At 71.2% G+C, this 17,327-nt stretch carries 15 protein-coding genes; 3 read left to right on the top strand and 12 right to left on the bottom strand.

Annotated elements, in window-relative coordinates:
- Nucleotides 1-31: 31 nt before the first annotated feature.
- The 3 genes from IF67_RS0105295 to IF67_RS0105305 form a co-directional block, all read right to left on the bottom strand.
- On the bottom strand, nt 32-1,318 hold the full coding sequence (locus IF67_RS0105295; RefSeq protein ID WP_030982620.1) for a hypothetical protein: 1,287 nt from the start codon (nt 1,316-1,318) through the stop codon (nt 32-34).
- A gap of 116 nt (nt 1,319-1,434) precedes the next feature.
- Nucleotides 1,435-2,760 (bottom strand): MFS transporter, encoded by a 1,326-nt coding sequence (locus IF67_RS0105300; RefSeq protein WP_051817707.1) that lies wholly within the window; start codon nt 2,758-2,760, stop codon nt 1,435-1,437.
- Between the two features lie 316 nt (nt 2,761-3,076).
- Complete coding sequence (locus IF67_RS0105305) at nt 3,077-3,652, bottom strand: TetR/AcrR family transcriptional regulator (protein WP_030982624.1); 576 nt, start codon at nt 3,650-3,652, stop codon at nt 3,077-3,079.
- Between the two features lie 92 nt (nt 3,653-3,744).
- On the opposite strand from IF67_RS0105305, the gene IF67_RS0105310 reads away from it, so the two are divergent.
- Nucleotides 3,745-4,884, top strand: a complete 1,140-nt coding sequence (locus tag IF67_RS0105310; RefSeq protein ID WP_030982626.1) for an agmatine deiminase family protein — start codon at nt 3,745-3,747, stop codon at nt 4,882-4,884.
- 81 nt (nt 4,885-4,965) lie between these two features.
- On the opposite strand, the gene IF67_RS0105315 is transcribed toward IF67_RS0105310, so the two are convergent.
- From IF67_RS0105315 to IF67_RS0105335, 5 genes are read right to left on the bottom strand one after another with little or no spacing between them, the layout of a single operon-like run.
- Nucleotides 4,966-5,505 (bottom strand): nuclear transport factor 2 family protein, encoded by a 540-nt coding sequence (locus tag IF67_RS0105315; protein WP_030982628.1) that lies wholly within the window; start codon nt 5,503-5,505, stop codon nt 4,966-4,968.
- A 10-nt stretch (nt 5,506-5,515) separates the two neighbouring features.
- Nucleotides 5,516-6,310 (bottom strand): class I SAM-dependent methyltransferase, encoded by a 795-nt coding sequence (locus IF67_RS0105320; RefSeq protein ID WP_030982630.1) that lies wholly within the window; start codon nt 6,308-6,310, stop codon nt 5,516-5,518.
- A 22-nt stretch (nt 6,311-6,332) separates the two neighbouring features.
- Nucleotides 6,333-7,658, bottom strand: coding sequence for an MFS transporter (locus IF67_RS0105325; protein ID WP_030982632.1), 1,326 nt, complete (start codon nt 7,656-7,658; stop codon nt 6,333-6,335).
- Complete coding sequence (locus tag IF67_RS0105330; RefSeq protein WP_030982634.1) at nt 7,655-9,667, bottom strand: PEP/pyruvate-binding domain-containing protein; 2,013 nt, start codon at nt 9,665-9,667, stop codon at nt 7,655-7,657. Before IF67_RS0105330 ends, IF67_RS0105325 begins: the two co-directional genes overlap by 4 nt.
- Entirely contained in the window at nt 9,664-11,034 is a 1,371-nt protein-coding gene (locus tag IF67_RS0105335; RefSeq protein WP_030982636.1) for an ATP-grasp domain-containing protein, read from the bottom strand. Before IF67_RS0105335 ends, IF67_RS0105330 begins: the two co-directional genes overlap by 4 nt.
- Nucleotides 11,035-11,366: 332 nt before the next feature.
- On the opposite strand from IF67_RS0105335, the gene IF67_RS0105340 reads away from it, so the two are divergent.
- Together IF67_RS0105340 and IF67_RS0105345 are read left to right on the top strand one after the other, a co-directional pair.
- A complete protein-coding gene (locus tag IF67_RS0105340) occupies nt 11,367-12,650 on the top strand; it encodes a helix-turn-helix transcriptional regulator (protein WP_030982637.1) in 1,284 nt (427 codons plus the stop codon).
- 185 nt (nt 12,651-12,835) lie between these two features.
- Nucleotides 12,836-13,231 carry a hypothetical protein gene (locus tag IF67_RS0105345; protein ID WP_030982639.1) on the top strand — a complete coding sequence of 132 codons (396 nt, stop codon included), beginning with the start codon at nt 12,836-12,838 and terminating at the stop codon, nt 13,229-13,231.
- Between the two features lie 148 nt (nt 13,232-13,379).
- On the opposite strand, the gene IF67_RS41130 is transcribed toward IF67_RS0105345, so the two are convergent.
- From IF67_RS41130 to IF67_RS0105365, 4 genes are all read right to left on the bottom strand, one after another.
- Complete coding sequence (locus tag IF67_RS41130; protein WP_234340984.1) at nt 13,380-13,820, bottom strand: hypothetical protein; 441 nt, start codon at nt 13,818-13,820, stop codon at nt 13,380-13,382.
- Nucleotides 13,821-13,901: 81 nt separating this feature from the next.
- Nucleotides 13,902-14,777: an HpcH/HpaI aldolase/citrate lyase family protein gene (locus tag IF67_RS0105355; protein ID WP_267959177.1), complete on the bottom strand. Its 876-nt coding sequence runs from the start codon at nt 14,775-14,777 to the stop codon at nt 13,902-13,904.
- Nucleotides 14,778-14,782: 5 nt separating this feature from the next.
- The gene (locus IF67_RS0105360) at nt 14,783-15,844 is read right to left on the bottom strand and encodes an HpcH/HpaI aldolase/citrate lyase family protein (protein WP_030982644.1); all 1,062 of its coding nucleotides are present in this window, start codon (nt 15,842-15,844) and stop codon (nt 14,783-14,785) included.
- 182 nt (nt 15,845-16,026) lie between these two features.
- On the bottom strand, nt 16,027-17,325 hold the full coding sequence (locus IF67_RS0105365) for a glycoside hydrolase family 55 protein (protein WP_234340985.1): 1,299 nt from the start codon (nt 17,323-17,325) through the stop codon (nt 16,027-16,029).
- Nucleotides 17,326-17,327 lie beyond the last annotated feature (2 nt).

Genomic DNA, 17,327 nt, shown 5'->3' on the forward strand with positions numbered 1-17,327 from the left:
AGGTGAGAGAGGGGCGGTGTCGCCGCGCGGGTCAGGCGGCTGTCGGCGCCGGGGTCCGCAGCGCGTCGGCGAGTGCGGTGAAGGCGCTCTCGGCGGTGCGGTCGGGGAGGATCGTGCGGTCCCACACCATGCGCAGCGCAAGCTCGGGGCCCTGGGTGACGGAGACCGCGAAGGGACCGCGCACCGCCCTGCCGTCGATGGAGAGCTCACGGCCTGTCACACCGCCCAGGCAGAGCGGGGGATGCCGGCGGGCGTCGTCGACGGTCAGCATGCCGTCGAGCCGGCCGGTCCAGCCGGAGCCGGCCGTCCGGGCGGCGTGCACCACGGCGTCGAAGGGAGTGGCGGCATGGTCCAGGTCGTTCCACCAGGCTTCGGCCGTCGCCGAGGCCGCGGACGCGTCCCCGGTCATGGTGGGGAAGACCATGGTGTTGAGGAAACAGCCGAGCACCGGCGCGGCACCGGGCGGCCGGCCGCCCCACGGGTAGCCGAGCGGCACCACATGGCCCGCCCCGAACAGCGCCGCTGCCGCCGCCCGGCAGGCGTCGAGCAGCGCGGGGAAGGGCACGCCGGCGGGCGGGGCGGGCATCCGCAGCGCCGCCGAACCGCTCGGCGCCGTCCCGGCGGAGAGGGCTTCCGGACGTGGCGCGGGGGCCTGTTCGCGCACCGCGCGGAGCCGTTCGCCCCAGTACGCCATGGCCGCCGGCGCGCCCGCGCGCTCCTCCGCGTCGAGCTGTAGCAGAACCGCGTCCCGGTAGGCGGCCAGCTCGGCCGCGACTTCGGCGGGGGAGGCGCCCTCGGCGCCGGGACCTTCGTCGTAGGCGGCGCCGAGTTCCCCGACGATCCGGGCCAGCGACTGGCCGTCGCACGCGGTGTGGTCCAGCACGACGGCGAGCACCTCCTCCAGGCCGTCCTGCACCAGGAACAGCCGCAGCGGCGGGCCCTGCGGGGTCCAGCCGCCCAGGGCGCGACGCAGCACGGTGGCCGCGTCCTCACCGGGCGCGCACGCCGTGCGGGTCACGGGTACCTGCGGCTCCTCCAGGTGGAGTGCGGGCGTGCCGCGCTGCACGGTGAGCCGGGCGCGCAGCACGGGGTGCAGGGCGGCGAGCCGGTTCGCGGCGGCCGCGAGGCGTACGGGATCCACCGTGCCGCGCGGGAAGGCGAAGAACATCGGCACGAGATCCGGCCGCCCGGCAGGGTCCATGGCACGCACCAGTGCAAAGCGACGCTGGGCGCCCGTGACGGGCAGCAGGACCGCGGCCCCGTCGCCGGTGTCGAGTCGCCGGTAGCGGGCCAGGTACTGGCTCGTGATGCTGAGCACGTGATCCTCTCTTGACGTGGCGGGCACGCGTCGCCGGAGGCGATGCGGGTGGGAAGGCCGTGCGCGAAGGCAGGCAGGCGGGGGAGGCGGGCGAGGCGCGGCGCGGTGGCCCGCCGTCAGCCGATGGACGCGGGCTCGGCCGGGTCGGCGGTGCCGGACGGGCCGGTGGTGTCGGCCGGGCCGGCCTCGGCCTGCTCCGTGACGGGCAGTTCGCGCATCCGGCGCAGCGGGGAGAGCAGCAGCGGCAGCGGGACGGCCAGGAATCCGGCCGCGCACCACACCAGCGCCACCCGGGCTCCGAAGGCATCGGCCAGCGCACCGCCGGCCAGGGCTCCGAGCGGCAGGGTGCCCCACATCAGGAACCGCAGTGTGGCGTTCATCCGGCCGAGCAGCCGGGGCGGGCACAGGGCCTGCCGGAAGCTCACCTGGGCGACGTTGTAGACGACGGCGCCGAAGAAGACCACACCGGAGCCGAGGGCGAACAGCACCGCCCCCGCGCCGGGCGTGGAGAGCGGCCACAGCAGCGCGAACGGGCCGGTGACCAGCGCGGACAGCCAGATGATCCGGGCCTGGCCGAGCCGGGCGGCGAGCCGTCCCGCGCACAGGGCGCCGGCGAGCCCGCCCACGGCGGAGGCGGCCAGCAGGAGGCCGATCACTCCCGGCGCCAGCCCCAGCACGCGGACCAGGAAGACGGACTGTGTGGCCATCAGCACAGCGGTGAAGAAGTTGGCCAGCCCGGTCGTCAGGGCGATCACCCGCAGCAGGCGGTGTCCGAAGACGAAGCGCAGCCCCTCGGCGATGTCCTGGCGCAGGGAGGCCTCCGGCCGGGGCTCCGGGCGGCTCTCGGGCCGCTTGATGGCCCACAGGAAGAGCGCGGAGAGCACATAGCCGGCCGCGTCGGCGACGATGGCCAGGGCCGCACCGAGTACCTGGACGAGACCGCCACCGATCCCGGGACCTGCGACCTGGGCCGACGAACGGATGGTCTCCAGCGCTCCGTTGCCCGAGACCAGCTGGTCCTTGGGCAGCAGCTGGGGCAGGAAGCTCTGGTGGGCGACGTCGAAGAAGACGGTCGCCACACCGGTGATCAGGGCGACGATGTACAGCTGCACCATCGTCAGCACTCCGGCGACGGCGGCCAGCGGGATGCTCGCCATCGCCACCGCCCGCACCACATCGGCGCGGATCATCAGCGGCAGCTTGCGCATCCGGTCGACCCAGGCCCCGGCCGGCAGCCCGACCAGCAAGAACGCGGCGGTCTCCGCGGCGGTGAGCAACCCCACCTGGAAGGCGGGGGCGTTGAGCTCGAGCACCGCGACGAGCGGCAGGGCGACCAGGGTGACCTGGGCACCGAGTTGTCCGGCCGCGGCACCGGCGAGCAGAAGGCGGAAATCGCGCAGACGCAGCGGGCCGCTGGCCGCGGGTCGGGGTATGACGGGCATGCGGTCGACCATCGCGGAACGGACGATCACGGGTCAAAACCCGATGCACACTTTCAGCCGGTTTTCTTCACCATTTACTCACCGGAACCGAAAATTCTCCGTCAAATCCTGCCAACCACCGGATGACCGGCACATGTCGCCCTTCCCGATGGGCAGGGGATTGCACGGTGGTGGCACGGCGAGATCGGGTGATCGAGTGCAGACCGTCACTTGCCGGAATCCGACCGAAAACTGCTCCTGATGTCCGCTTATTGGTCGAAGCGTTCAGTTCATCCGCTATGGCGTCCGCTGTGGCATCCGCGGCCCGGAGCGCGGCTCAGGCCGGCCGGAGTTCCGCGTCGACGGCGCCGCGCAGCAGTTCGTGCGCCCGTTCCAGCGAGGTGGTGCCGCTCAGCCAGCGTTCGCTCAGGCCCTCCGCCAGCGCGGTGAGCCGCTCGGCCGCCGCGTACGGATCGGTTCCGGCGAGGGCCGGATCGGCCGCCTGGGCCTGCCGTATCAGGTCGGCGAGGTCCTCGATCCACTCGCGGGTCGCGGTGGCCAGCAGTTCCCGCAGGTCGGGGTCGAAGACGGCGGTGGCGCGCAACTCGCCCCAGGCCGCGCTGTTCTCCCTGACGTGGGGGATGTCCTGGAGTTCCAGCAGCAGGATCTCGGTGAGCTGTGTACGGGGGTCGTCGGAGGTGTCGAGGGCGGCGTCGGTGTAGCGGACCGCGCGCCGGTTGATGAACTCCAGTGTGCGGCGCAGCAGTCCGGTGCGGTCCTTGAAGTGGTAGTAGATCAGCGCGGTCGAGACGCCGGCCTCCGCGGACACCTCCTCGACGCGCAGCCCGCGCACGCCGCGCCGGGCGATCAGCCGGGCGGCGGCTTCGAGGATCTGGGTGGGCCTGTCCGGCATCGCATGCTCCCGCGGTCCGAGGAATCTAGGTGGCTCGGGTCCGATCATGCCCTACTATCGGCCTGACTAAAATTTCAGTCAGGGAGCTGATCATGGACATATCCCGACGTCAGACACTGCAAGCGGCGGTCGTCGCCGCCCTCGGCGGGGCCTTGGGCGCCTGCGGCACCAAGGACAGCAGCGGGCCCGCGCCGCACGACGGGCGCGCTGTCCCCGCGGGTGCGAAGCGGGCCGGCGGGTGGCGGCTGCCCGACGAGGCGCATCCGCACGAGGCGACCTACATGGCCTGGCCCACCCGCGGGATCTGGGGGCCGGAGGTCACCGGCGTGCGCGACGACATCGCCCGTATCGCACGGACGATCGCCGAGTTCGAGCCGGTGGCCCTGCTGGCCAACGACCAGGAGGCGCAGGCGGCCCGGCGGGCGTGCGGATCCGGGGTGGAGGTCGTCCCGGCGCCGGTGGACGACCTGTGGATGCGGGACACCGGGCCGGTCTTCGTGCTCGGACCCGACGGCGTCGCCGGAGTCGATCTCAACTTCAACGGCTGGGGCAACAAGCAGGACCACGGCCGCGACAGCCGGGTCGCCCGCGCGATCCTGGACGACGAGCGCCTCACCAGGATCAAGGCACCGATCACCGCTGAAGGCGGGGCGGTGGAGGGCGACGGCCGGGGCACCCTGATGGTGACCGAGAGCTCCCTGGTCAACGACAACCGCAACCCCGGTATGTCCCGCAAGGACATCGAGCGCGAGCTCAAGGAGCTGTTCGGCGCCACCACGGTGATCTGGGTCAAGGGCGTCAAGGGCAAGGACATCACGGACTATCACATCGACGCGCTGGCACGGTTCTCCGAACCCGGCGTCGTGGTCCTGAGCACCCCGGCGAAGAACGCCCGCCCCAACGAGTTCACCGGCGCCTACGAACAGGCCCGCAAGGTCCTGGACCGGGCGGTCGATGCCCGGGGGAAGCGGCTCGACGTCGTCGCGCTGCCCGAACCGGCCGACATCGGGCGCCGCGGGAAGGGGTTCCTGGCCTGCTATGCGAACTACTACGTGGTCAACGGAGGGGTCGTCATGCCCCGCTTTGGCGACAAGAAGGCCGACAGCAAGGCCGCATCCCTGCTGCGGGAGCTGTATCCGGGACGGGAGGTGGTGCCGGTGCCCGTCGACCACCTCGGCGAGGGCGGCGGCGGCATCCACTGCTCCACCCAGCAACTCCCGAAGGCAGGCTGAACCTCACTGCCCGGGACGGCCGTCGCGGCGCTGATGTGGCTGCGGTCGTGGCAGTGCGGGGCCGCGTGCCCGGTGGCGGACTCAGCCGCGGCGCTGTCCGCCGGCCAGCTGATTGAGCGGGCCGTCCGTCAGCGTCCCGCGCTGATCCGCCACGACCGGCAGCCGCGCCATCGTCTCCGCCGGGAGGAGGCCGGTCTGGCCGAGCACCGCGGCCTGGTCCCAGTAGATGTGCTCGCCGGAGATCAGCGCGCCGTCGAACGAGACCACCGCGAGGACCGGGATCTCGACGCGCCGTCCGGTCGGCGGCACACCGGGGAGGATCCACGGCACCTCCACGTCATGGGTGAAGGAGACCAGCATTTCGTCGACGATCCGCGTCCCGCCCGTGGTGCGGGTCAGCGGGGCGATGGCGAAATCCGCCGCGTTGTGGCCCACGAACCAGCGGCGGTAGAAGTGCCGCACGGACGCCCTGCCGCGGGCGCCCATGGCCGTGGGCACATGCACCACCTCCGGGGCGTCCGACATGGTGGCCATCGTCGTGTCGAGATCGAGAGTGCTGAACTCGCTGGTGGTGTGCAGCTCCCAGACACGCTCCCGTTCCCGGTCAGATGTGCTGGTCACGGGCGGCCTCCTAGGTCTTCCATCCCCAAGCGGTGAGCATCCCGGGGGAGAGGCCGGCGCCGCGGGGCGACGACAGATCGCGCAGGGCCCGCTCGATCTGTGCCTCGTCCACGCGCCCCGTCGCCAGCATGGCGCCCCGTGCCCGCTCCCACGTCTCGGCCCAGAAGCGGCTGACGGCACTGCCCGGCACCAACGGCGGCACACGGATCTCGGCGGCCACCTGGCACAGACCTTCCTCGTGCAGCAGCTGCGGGTAATCCGGTACCCAGGAGATGTCCGTGCCGATGGTCTCCCGCAGTGCCTGCCACATCGCCCGCATGACCGTGGTGTACGGGGTGCTCGGCGCGGTGGCGGACGTCAGGTCCACGGCGTCGCTGAGCACCAGCACCCCATCGTCCGCGACCAGCGACGCCAGCTTGGCGATCATGCGGCGCCATGCGCGCAGATGCATCAGGACGAACCGCGCGTGGACCAGCTGGAACCGGCCGGGATCGAAGTCCGGCGCGGTGATGTCGGCGCTCAGCGCCGACAGACCCGGTGTGCCGTCGGCCCTGAGGAACCGGGTGTCACGGTCCACCGCAAGGACCGACGTGACGCCGGCCGACTCCAGCAGCCACCGCGCGAGGGTGCCGGTGCCCGCGCCCACGTCCAGGCAGTTCCAGCCGGGACCGGCTCCCAACGCCGTCAACCGGGCGGCGCTCACCTCGTCGTAGGCGAGCGCTCCCAGGTCGATACGACCGGCCTCGCCGGTCTCTTCCGGGCGGAACATGCCTTCGCCGTAGCGCCCGGCATCGGTACCCCGCACGTCCCCAGTATGACGGTGACGCTCAGGGGTTTCCTGCTGTGGTGACCAGTTCCAGGGCCGGCTCCTCCTTCGGCCGCTTCCGGGGCCTTCCCGGGGCCCGCCGCAGGATCAGTTGCAGCACGAGCATCACCACACCGGTCACCACCGCGCTGTGCCACAGCAGCGCGTCCAGTCGCCCGGCCGAGAGATAGGCCCCCGCGGCCACGGCCGCCAGCGCACACACGGCCCGGTCCACGATGCTCTCGACGGAGAGCAGGGTGGCCCGTGGCGCACCCGCCGGGATCGCGTCGTTCACCAGCTTGCGCTGGAGCGGGTAGGCGAAGCCGGTGACCGCGGCGAACACGCACAGCAGCGCGATCACGGTCCAGGGCCCGCCGAGGGTGCTGCCCGCCAGCGCCGCCGCCATTGCGAGGCTGAGCAGCGAGACCCAGGCGACCGGTGACAGCCGCGAGCCGAGCCACTGCGGCCGGGCCGAGGCCACTGCCTCCGCGACGGTCATGGCGGCCAGCACACCGCCGTGCGAGCCCTCGGGGATGCCGTGGTCCAGCAGCACCGGCTGGAAGAGGTTGACCTGGCAGATGCGCGAGAGCGTGAAGACGGCCACGCCCTGCACCATGAGCAGGGCGAGCCAGGGCGTCGCGCACACACAGCGCAGCGCCGTGGTGGCATCGCGGAGGAACGCGACCCCGCCGGGGGCAGTCTTCGCGGCCCGGTTTCGGTGGTCGGGCGCGGCGTGCCGCGGCAGCACCATGGCGCAGACGAGCGAGCCCGCCGCGCTGGCGGCACTGAGCACATACGGCGTGGGGTGTGCGACGGCCATCAACGGGCCGACCAGCGGCCAGCACAGCACCTTCGCGGCCAGACCCAGCGCCCGTGCCTGCCCCTCGGCCTTCAGATAGTGCTCTCCCGCGCCCTCGGCCGCCAGGCCGTCGTAGAGATAGGCGCTGGCGGCGCCGGAGGTCAGCGAGCGGCCGGCGGCGATGGCCAGGAAGTGCACCAGGAAGCCGGTGTAGCTGGGGGCGAGGACCGGGGCCAGGTTCGCCGCGGTCATCACGACGGCACCGGCCCGCAGACAGTTGCGGGCACCGATACGGTCGGCCACCATCCCGGTCGGGATCTCGAAAAGGCAGAACGCGACGTAGTAGATGCTCTGGATGCCGAAGATCTGGCCGTCGGAGAGCCCCGCCTCCCGCTGGTAGGCGTAGAAGACCGGCATCCACCACAACAGGTTGAACAGCAGCTGGAAGCCGTTGTTGAGCCTGATGATCCGGCGGGCCCGCGGCGTCAGCGGCACCCCCGCGGCCCGGGGACCGCGGGAGCCTCGCAGAACGGAGAACGGGCGGATCACAGCGCGTAGGGGCGGATCTGGACCAGGCGGAAGTCCCCCTGATCGGTCATCAGCCACTCGATGTCCAGCGGATGGTCCACATCGGTGTCGCTGAAGTGGGACTGGAGCAGCCGGCCGGTCAGCGCCAGCCGGGCCAGCTTGTCCCGGGTGGCGACGGGCAGGTCCTGCCCGGTCGAGCCGAGTGCGACGGTGCGGCCGCCGCCCTCGACCGTGTTGTACAGGTACTGGAGCGGCAGCGTCGTTCCGTCGACGACCGTCTCGGGCGAGCCGGGAGAGCAGTTGAGGTAGACGTTGCGGAAGTCCGTGCGTTTGGTCGGGTTGCAGGTGACCAGGACACCGCCGAGGTCAGCGGGCACATACCGCTGGATGATCACGCCCATGTAGGTGTCGTCGAGCGAGATGCCCGCCTGGTGGCGCAGCCGGACGCTGCGCGGCGACACCAGGGAGGCCCACACCTGGCGTACCGCGTCCAGGAGTTCGTCCGGGCCGTGGACGGTGGTGACCGAGTCGTAGACCCCGGCCGCGGAGAACCCCGGCAGGTCCTCGGCGTTGGAGGAGGAGCGCACCACGAGACGGTTGGCCGCGTCGGGGCCGTCGGGCAGCGCCTGGGTGATCTGGCGGGTCACCTCGTCGGGCATGGGGGTGTTCCGGATGAGCTGCTGAAGGTTCAGACAGAGCGCGTCCACCACGTCGACGGCATCGAGTTCGAGCGCCATCTTCAGCTTGCCGATGCCCTGTTGGACGGCCGGGGAGGACGTCAGGAAGCGGTGCTGGAGGGCGAAGGGGAGGGCGATCCCGTCGGGCGCGGCGATGGTGCCGGCCACGAAGTCGGCCGCCAGCGACTGTAGTTCCGCGGGGGTCGCGCCGGGGGTGCCCAGGCGGGCCGCGAGGTGGCCGTAGAGGTCGGCGCGGGGCGGCCTCGACTGCCCGTAGAAGGCGGTGAGGTCGGCGGAGCGGCTGTCGAGGACGTGATGGAGCTCCCCGAGGCTGGCCGCCTTGGTGCCGTACCGGTCCTGATCGGCGCGGCGCAGCCGGTGCAGGTACAGCGCGGGTACGTCCTCCAGCAGCGGCGGCTCCATCCGGATCCGCTGCTGGTGCCAGGCCGGGGCCTCCAGCGACGGGACATGGGCCAGCAGGGCGAGAGTGATCTCGTCGTCCTGCACCCGGTAGCGGATCCAGGCGCCGTCCAGGCCGTCCGCCTCGACGAGCCGGTCCAGATCGCGGACGATCGCGTTGGGGATGCCCCAGCCGGAGGCGAGGACATTGGTGTGCGAGAGCGGCGTACCGGGTGCGGTGTTGAGGAAGCCGGCCACCCGCGGCACATCGTCCGGCAGCGACGGCATGGCCACGATGTCGGACCAGCCGAGCTCGGCGGCCGCGGCCGCGTACTCCTCGGGGGTCCGGAAGTAGCGGAGCCGGCCGATGGCCTCGCCGGGGTTCAGCGGGGTACGGGTGCGGTTGCCGAAGAGTTCATGACCGAGGATCCGCGGCACCCGGACATCGCTGATCGCGGCGAGTTCGTGCTCCTGCCCGTGGTTCGCCGGCTTCAGCAGCAGCGGTAGCCGGCCGTCGACCCGGTGGCGGACGAAAGTGTAGAACTCCTCCAGCAGCCGGCCGTTCATGGTGTCGGCCTCGGTGGTCTCCAGGACCAGGAAAGGCCGCTCCCGTCCCTCGGCGTCCTCGTCGGTGTGCAGCGAGAGCACACCCAGCAGGAAGCGGCGCTCGGGGTCCATGTAGACCGAGGCGTTGAAGGCGTCCAGGCAGGAGTCCAGCGCGGCCAGCTCCATGCCGAGGACACGGGTGGCGATGTAGTTGACGTGGAACGGATGGGTGGCGGTGTCGAGCAGATGCCAGGTGTTCTCGATGCGGTCCACCACGACCTTGAGGTACGGGTGGCCGGCCAGGACGCCGGAGAGGGTGCGGAAGAGCGGCAGGGAGAGGTTCTCGCCGACGACGGTGCGATCGGTGAGCGGGCCGGGCGCGCCGGCGGGCAGGACGGTGGTGGTCATGACTGCGCCTCCGTGGTGCCGTGGGGGAGGACCTTGGGAAGGGCGTCCACCAGGGTCCGGAAGTCGCGGATCACGGTCTCCGGGTCGGTGGCCGACAGCAGGCACAGCGCCGCCATGGTGTTGGCGCCCGCGGCCGGGTCGTACACCGGCACCGACGTCCCGTCCGGGAGCGAGTTCTCGGCCACCACGGACAGCCGGCTGCCCGCGCTGAGCGGCACGTTGTCGTGCACCGTCGGGAAGTCCCAGATACGCCGGTCCGGCCAGGCGTCACCGGCCCCGTCGACGGCCAGGACGACCAGCGAGCCGGCCGCGCCGCGCGCCTCCTGCGGCGTGCGGGCCTCGGCGGGCCAGGAGACCGGACGACCCAGCAGGTGGTCGGTGAGCATGCCGATCAGGTCCAGGCCGAAGACCTCCTCGATCTGCGGGACGGTCATCGCACCGCCGAACCGGGCGGCGGTCTCGATCACCCACATCCGCCCGTCGGCACCGAGCTTGATCTCGGTATGCGTACCGCAGTTGCGCAGCCCCAGCGCGTCGACGGCATCGCGCGCCAGGGCCACGATGCGCCGCTGGGCGTCGTGCGGCAGCGCGGCGGGCGTGATGCCGGCACGTTCGGTGAACGGCTCCACGGTCGGCATCCGCCCGCTGAGGCAGACCGGACGGAAGTTCCCGTCCACGACGACGCCTTCGACGCTGACGTAGTCGCCCCAGCCCTCCTGGTCGAACCACTCCGCCGCAGTACCCGGCACGATCTCCTCGACGATGAAGTCCGCCCCGGCACCGGCGACGTGCAGTTCGGCGTACCCCAGCTGGGCGGATTCGGCCATCACCTCGCGCGCCCGCTCCCAGGCCGCCCGCACCTCGCCGGCGCAGCGGAGGGTGCGGTGCGCGGTGGAGCCGGCGCTCCAGGCGGCCTTCAGCAGCAGCGGGAAGCGGAGCGTGGCGGCCGCGTCGTGCAGATCCTGCTCGGTGGCGACGGGGCGGAACCGGGGCTGGGATATCCCCTGGTCCTGCCAGGTGCGCCGCATCATCCGCTTGTCGCGGGCAAGCGCACAGGAGTTGCCCGCCCCGGCCAGGCCGAGCTTCTCGCAGGCCTCCGCGACCGCGACGACGGCGTACTCGGAGAAGGTGACGACCGCGTCCGCGCCCACTTCCTGGGCCCGGGAGACGATCAGGGACACCAGGTCGTGTCGCTCGGACTCGGAAGGGATCAGGACCGAAGCACACAGTCGGTCCGCGGATGCGGCAACGGAGGGCGGGAGCGCGCTGAGCGCCAGCAGGTGCACTGCCGACCGTGCGGCGACCCGTGACAGGGCGTACCCCAAGGGCGGTCCGCCCTTGGCATACACGAACAGCACCTTGCTCACTGGAATCCGACTCCTCTTCATACGGGTATGGGCCATCGAACGGCCGAGGGCGCCGGATCTCACCGCCGGACGCCATGCTTCAAGCGAAGCAGCCGTGCGGCACACGGTTCCCCCCATCGGGCCGCAACCGCTCAGGCAAATGCCAGAGTTGTGGATACCGTCCATCCGCTGTGAAGGTTCCGTGATGCCGTATGGCAGCGCAGCAGCGCAGAGGCGCGCGGACGCCGCCAGATCGGCCGAGAACCGGGCATGCCACGCAACGCTGAGGGATACGCATGGCGATGGCGCGCCGTCCAAACCCGTTGAACTCTTCACCACAAAAGGGGCCCGTCGTGGACGAGACCAGTCTGAAGTCGCTGCTCGAACACCTTCCGGTGTCCTGGTGGGAGGCCGACCGTGAGCTGCGCGTGATCGACAGTGGCGGAGGAGCCTTCGACGACACGATGACGGCGCAGCGGTTCCTCGACACCGTGCGCCAAGAGCTCCCCGAGCCCGCCGCAGCGCCCGAAACCAGCCATTGGCAGGCACAGTTCGACGGTCGTGTCTTCGATGTGAACTGGGCTCTCGGCGTGCCCCGGCAGGGCCGCTCCCGTGGCCTGGCGGTGGAGGTCGGCACCCGCGCGGCCGGTGCCCGCCGCTACGACGCCTTCGCGGACCTCGCCCCCGCCGCGGCCTTCATCCGGGACGCGGACGGGCGCTACCTCTGGGCGAACCACGCCTACGCCCATCTGTACGGGACCACGCCGGAGCACATCATCGGCGAGTGTGTCGCGCACGTCGACGGCCCGGCCGACGCCGCGCAGGTCCTCGCCCTGGACCGGGAGGTTCTGGCCCGTGGCAAGCCCGTGCGGCACACCCTCACCTACCACCGCGCCGACGGCAGCAGCGGGCAGGCGGCCGGCCATCGCTTCCCCGTCAGGGAGGCGGGTCAGACCTGCGTCGCGGGCATCTACGTCGACATCAGCGACTACACCCGCGCCCTGCGCCAACGCCGGGAAGCCGAGGAGAGTCTGCATGCGCTGCGCGATCACAGCGGCCTGGCGTGCGCGCTGATCTCCGCGGGCGGGCGGATCCAGCAGGCGAGCGCGGCGGCCGCCGAACTGTTGCAGACCCGCCTGTCGGACCTCGTCGGCCGCCGTGCGCACACCGTGCTGGCACCCGCCTCGGAATTACCGGGACTGCGCCGCGGCTGGCACGATCTGATAGCGCGCCGCAGCCGGCGGATCCAGACCTCCGCCGTGCTCCTGGACGGCCGCGGCCGGCAGCGCCGCGCCCGGCTGCATCTGACGACGGTCGGCCGGAGCGCGGCCCGCGCCACGAGCGTCTGGGCGGTCGTCACCCACCAGGGACTCGCCCATGACGCGCATCCTCAGTTGACGGCCAGTCAGGTCCGCATCCTGTCCCTGCTGGCCGCAGGCCGCAGCAACGCCGAGATCGCCACCTCCCTGCACCTCTCCCGGCAGACCGTCGACTACCACCTCAGCCGCCTGCGCGACCTCCTCGATGCCCCGACCAGACCCGCCCTCGTCGCCCGCGCCTATGTCCTGGGCATCCTCGACCCCCAGACCTGGCCGCCGCGCTCGGCCACGGCCTGCCATCCGCACAGCGCCACTTGAGGGGTGGCACGCCGGGCCCCTGTCCCCCCGGGGCGGCGAAAAACTGATTGTTGGGCCACCCGGCTGATTGTGGCCGACGGGCGTTTTACTCCCCGCGGGTTGAACGGTGGTGCGGGCCGACAACGGCAGCACGATACGTGTGGCATCAGCAGGATGAAGAGGCGAGGAGCGTCGTGAGAAGAACTATGCGGGCGGGAACCATCGTCGGGGCGTGCGGCCTGGTGCTGCTCGGCAGCGGGGTCGCTCAAGCGGTGACCATTCCGGACTCCCTGCTGTCGGCAGTGGCGGACGCTGATATCGGCACCGTGACCGGCACGGTCCAAGGAGTGATCTGCAACAACCGCCTCGGCCATATCCACTACAAGTCGCCGGTGCTCCTGTCGGGCCACGGCTGCATCAACGGGCCGGTAAACAGCGGCAACAGCCTGCACAGCGGTAACTTCGTCAACCACGGGAACCCGAACGACAGCGGTAATCTCGCCAACACCAACGGGTCCACCAACAGCGCCGACTCCGTCTCGGGCGCTTCGACGGGCAGCGGCAACAACATTCAGCGCGTCCTCGGAGTGCTCTTCCACTGATCCGGATACGGCGCTTGACGGATACGTCGGGCTCGTGCACCGTCACACAATCGCCCGGCGAAACCGCCGGGCGATCGCCGTTTCCGGCCCCCCAATCGAAAGAACGGCCCCCGGAAGCCGGGGGCCGTTCTTTCGGATCAGCGTGGGGTCACGAAGCCTTCTGCGTGTTGCCGCCGCCGAGGGCCTGCGCGTTATTGCTGCTCTTCGTCGTCGGGCCGGATGTCTCGTCCTTCGAGTTGGTGTTTCCGTTGGTGTTGGTCGGGCTGCCGCTGTTGCTGATGCTGCCGCCGGAGATGCGAACGTCCTGTCCCCTGGCGTTTCCGCTTCGCAGCGGCCCGTTGACGCAGAATCTGGCTCTCGGTCCGCAGCGGAACGAGGCGTTGATCCTGGAGACGGTATCGCTGTTCGTGATCCTGTCCCCGCCGGATGAACCGGCCCAGGCCACCGAGGGTGCGACCCCGCCGGCGGCCAGGAGCAGACCGCAAGCTCCCGTAATCACAACGTTGATGCGTGCCATGTTCTTCACAGTGTGCTCCTGCACCTCATGGTTGGTCCCCGGGATGTTGCTATCCCGGATGCCCGCATCCACCAAGCAGGAGCAACGGCCCGTCCCACGTATTCACCCTGTCCGATGATGGGATTCACCGGGACGGCCGTCGACCGCACACCCCTATGCGCGCCCGGCGAGCGCTTCGGCGAGGGCGAGGATCCTGCGGGCGTCCTCGACATGCAGGTTCTCGATCAGCCTGCCGTCGACGGTGACGACCCCGCGTCCCTCGCGGGTGGCCTCGTCGAACGCGTCGATGATCTTCCGCGAGCGGGCGATCTGTTCCGTGGACGGGGCGAACACCCGGTTGCAGGGTTCGACCTGCGACGGATGGATGAGCGTCTTCCCGTCGAAACCGAACTGCCGCCCCTGAACGCACTCGGCCTCGAACCCCTCGGGGTTCTTCACGTCGTTGTAGACACCGTCCAGGATCACCTTGCCGGACTCACGGGCCGCCAGCAGCGCCAGCGACAGCCCGGTCAGCAGCGGAGCCCGGCCGGGGACGTGCTCGGCGTGCAGCTCCTTCGCCAGGTCGTTGGTGCCCATCACCAGCACCGTGAGCCGCTCGCCGGCCGCGGCCACCGCGCGGGCGTCCAGCATCGCGCGCGGCGTCTCGACCATGGCCCACACGGCCGTATGGTCCGGAGCGCCGGCGGCCTCGAGGGCCCGCTCGACGTCCCGTACGGTCTGGGCGGAGTCCACCTTGGGCACCACCACGGCGTCCGGACCGGCCTCGGCGGCGGCCCGGAGGTCGTCGGCGTGCCACTCGGTGCCCGGCCCGTTGACCCGGATCGTCACCTCGCGGTAGCCGTACTCGCCCGAGGCCGCGGCCGCCGCGACCCGCATACGGGCCTCGGCCTTGGCCTCGGGGGCGACGGCGTCCTCCAGGTCGAGGATGAGCGCGTCGGCGGGCAGGGACTTGGCCTTCTCCAAGGCGCGTTCGTTGGCACCGGGCATGTAGAGCACGGAGCGGCGCGGCCGCAGGATCGCGTCGGACACGGTACTTACTCCTTTTCGGCCGCGGCGTAGGCGTCGCGCAGCTCGGGATCGCGGGCGGCGAGGGCGGCGGCGAGTTCGGCGACCACCTGGCACTGCTTGTAGGTGGCGTCGTCCTGCATCTTGCCGTCGATCATCACCGCGCCGGTGCCGTCCCCCATCGCCTCGATGACCCGACGGGCCCAGGCGACATCGGCGGGAGCGGGCGAGAAGACCTTCTTGGCGATGGCGATCTGCACCGGGTGCAGGCTCCACGCGCCGACACAGCCGAGGAGGAAGGCGTTGCGGAACTGGTCCTCGCAGGCGGTGGTGTCCTTGATGTCGCCGAACGGCCCGTAGTACGGCAGGATGCCGTGCGCCGCACAGGCGTCGACCATGCGCGCGAGGGTGTAGTGCCACAGGTCCTGCTGGAAGGTGGCCCGCGGCGCGGCACCGTCCGCGCCGTGCGGGTCCTCCCGGACCAGGTATCCGGGGTGGCCCCCGCCCACCCGGGTGGTCTTCATCCGGCGGCTGGCGGCGAGGTCGGCGGGGCCGAGCGAGATGCCCTGCATCCGGGGGCTGGCGCCGGCGATCTCCTCGACGTTGGCGACGCCGGTGGCGGTCTCCAGAATGGCGTGCACCAGGATCGGCCGCTGGACCTGTGCCTTCGCCTCCAGCTGGGCCAGCAGCCGGTCGACGTAGTGGATGTCCTCGGCGCCCTCGACCTTGGGCACCATGATGACGTCCAGTTTGTCGCCGATCTCGCCGACGAGGGTCACCAGGTCGTCCAACGCCCAGGGGGAGTCGAGGCTGTTGACCCGGGTCCACAACTGCGTGTCGCCGAAGTCCGTGGCCTTGGCGATCTTCACCAGGCCCGACCTGGCCGCTTCCTTGCGGTCGGCGGCGACCGCATCCTCCAGATTGCCGAGCAGCACGTCCACGGTGGGCGCGATGGACGGCACCTTCGCAGCCATCTTCTCGTTGCCAGGGTCGAAGAAGTGGATCATCCGGGACGGCCGGAACGGTACCTCGCGTACCGGTGTCGGCGCCCCGACGGCCAGCGGGCGGAAGAAGTCCTTCGGAGAGCGCATGCAGTCTCCCTGGTCGGCTCGGAGGGCGGTCTGCCGCCGGGTGCCCGGCGGCGCCATTCGCGCCTCACTCTAGGCCCGCACGACGAGAAAGCTACTGGCCAGTATGTGTGCCGTTGATCACCGTGCCGCAGCAGCGGGCGGCGTCGGCCCCGGCCGCCGGTTCCCGCCCGCCGGCGGCCCGCTCAGGCCCCCAGGCAGTCGACGAACCGCACCCGGTCGCCCGCGCCCTTGATGAAGTCCTGCGGGGAGTGGTTGCGCAGGCGGCACATGTCGTAGCGGGCCCGGGGGCCGGACCCCCCGTCCGGCTCGTACGCGTGCTGCCCGGACAGCTGGCACGAGTCGTAGCGCACGAGCGGGCCCTGGGCTCCGACGCGGTAGCGGTGCGGGCTGCTCTCCTCGGCGAAGGACTTGAACGCGTTCGCGGTGTCGTCGCAGTCGTTGAAGTGCACCGTGCCGCTGTCCCAGGCGCAGTCGATCACGACGGTGTCCGGGTCGCGCACCTCGAAGCGGATGTCCTCGGCGTGGAAGCGCTGTACGGAGTCGTGGTGCGGACCCCGCGGAAAGCGGAAGAAGGTGCTGGTGCGCCCGTAGTCGTCGGAGTCCTCGGGGCGGTGGCCGGTGACGATGTAGGAACCACCGCGGCAGGTGATGGAACCGCCGTAGGGGAACTCCAGGAAGTTGCCCCAGGCGTACTCGACCTTCATGTCGTTGAACCAGTAGTTGAGGAACTGGTCCTGTTGCGTGCGGCTCAGCGACTTCTGGGACAGGCCGGAGTACAGGAACGCCTTGCGGTAGGCGCCGCCCACCCGGCAGGCGTCCCAGCGCATCTCCGAGTTGGTGTTGCTGCCGTCTAGAGCGACCCCGTAGGTCCACTCGCCGGTCCACTCGCATTCGGTGAAGCGGTAGTCCTGTGCCTGGCCGGTCGAGTAGGAGTAGAAGAACGAGGCGCCGGGGGTGGCGGCGGCGAAGCCGATCTGCTCGAACATCACATTGGCCCAGCTGTCCTCGTTGCGGCACAGGTAGGCGTTCTCGGCCTGGTGCGGGGCGAAGAGCAGCTGGGTCATGCGCTTGCCGGCGCCGCGGAACCGTAAGCCGTTGGCCTTGAGCTTTCCTCCCTGGGCGTTGAGCAGCGCGTTGGGCGCACGGATGAGGTACGTGCCGGCCGGTATATCGATCACGGTCCGGCCGACGTGGTCCCACACCCGGCCGGCCGCGTAGGAGTAGGCGCGGGCGAACGCCCGGCTGTCGTCGGTGCGTCCGTCGCCCTTGGCGCCGAAGTCCGCCACCACGTCGATGACGTCCTTGCCCTTGGGCTTGTGGCCGGTGACCACGGGGGCCTTGGCGTCGTCGGAGGACTGCCGGGAGGCAGGGGACGGCTGGGAGTCGCACCCGGTGAGGGCGGCGGCCAGCGCGGCGGCCGTGCCCGCCAGCATCGTCCGGCGGGTGGCGTCACCGGTTGACGGGGAGGTTCTGCCTGCCATGA

This window comes from Streptomyces sp. NRRL S-1813, from assembly GCF_000719605.1.
Lineage (GTDB): Bacteria > Actinomycetota > Actinomycetes > Streptomycetales > Streptomycetaceae > Streptomyces > Streptomyces decoyicus.

Bases quoted from the DNA above. Each gene is read 5' to 3' on its own strand.
- IF67_RS0105300 (WP_051817707.1), bottom strand. From the start codon at position 2,760: ATGCCCGTCATACCCCGACCCGCGGCCAGCGGCCCGCTGCGTCTGCGC.
- IF67_RS0105305 (WP_030982624.1), bottom strand. From the start codon at position 3,652: ATGCCGGACAGGCCCACCCAGATCCTCGAAGCCGCCGCCCGGCTGATC.
- IF67_RS0105310 (WP_030982626.1), top strand. From the start codon at position 3,745: ATGGACATATCCCGACGTCAGACACTGCAAGCGGCGGTCGTCGCCGCC.
- IF67_RS0105345 (WP_030982639.1), top strand. From the start codon at position 12,836: ATGCGGGCGGGAACCATCGTCGGGGCGTGCGGCCTGGTGCTGCTCGGC.
- IF67_RS0105330 (WP_030982634.1), bottom strand. From the start codon at position 9,667: ATGACCACCACCGTCCTGCCCGCCGGCGCGCCCGGCCCGCTCACCGAT.
- IF67_RS0105360 (WP_030982644.1), bottom strand. From the start codon at position 15,844: ATGCGCTCTCCGAAGGACTTCTTCCGCCCGCTGGCCGTCGGGGCGCCG.
- IF67_RS0105365 (WP_234340985.1), bottom strand. From the start codon at position 17,325: ATGGCAGGCAGAACCTCCCCGTCAACCGGTGACGCCACCCGCCGGACG.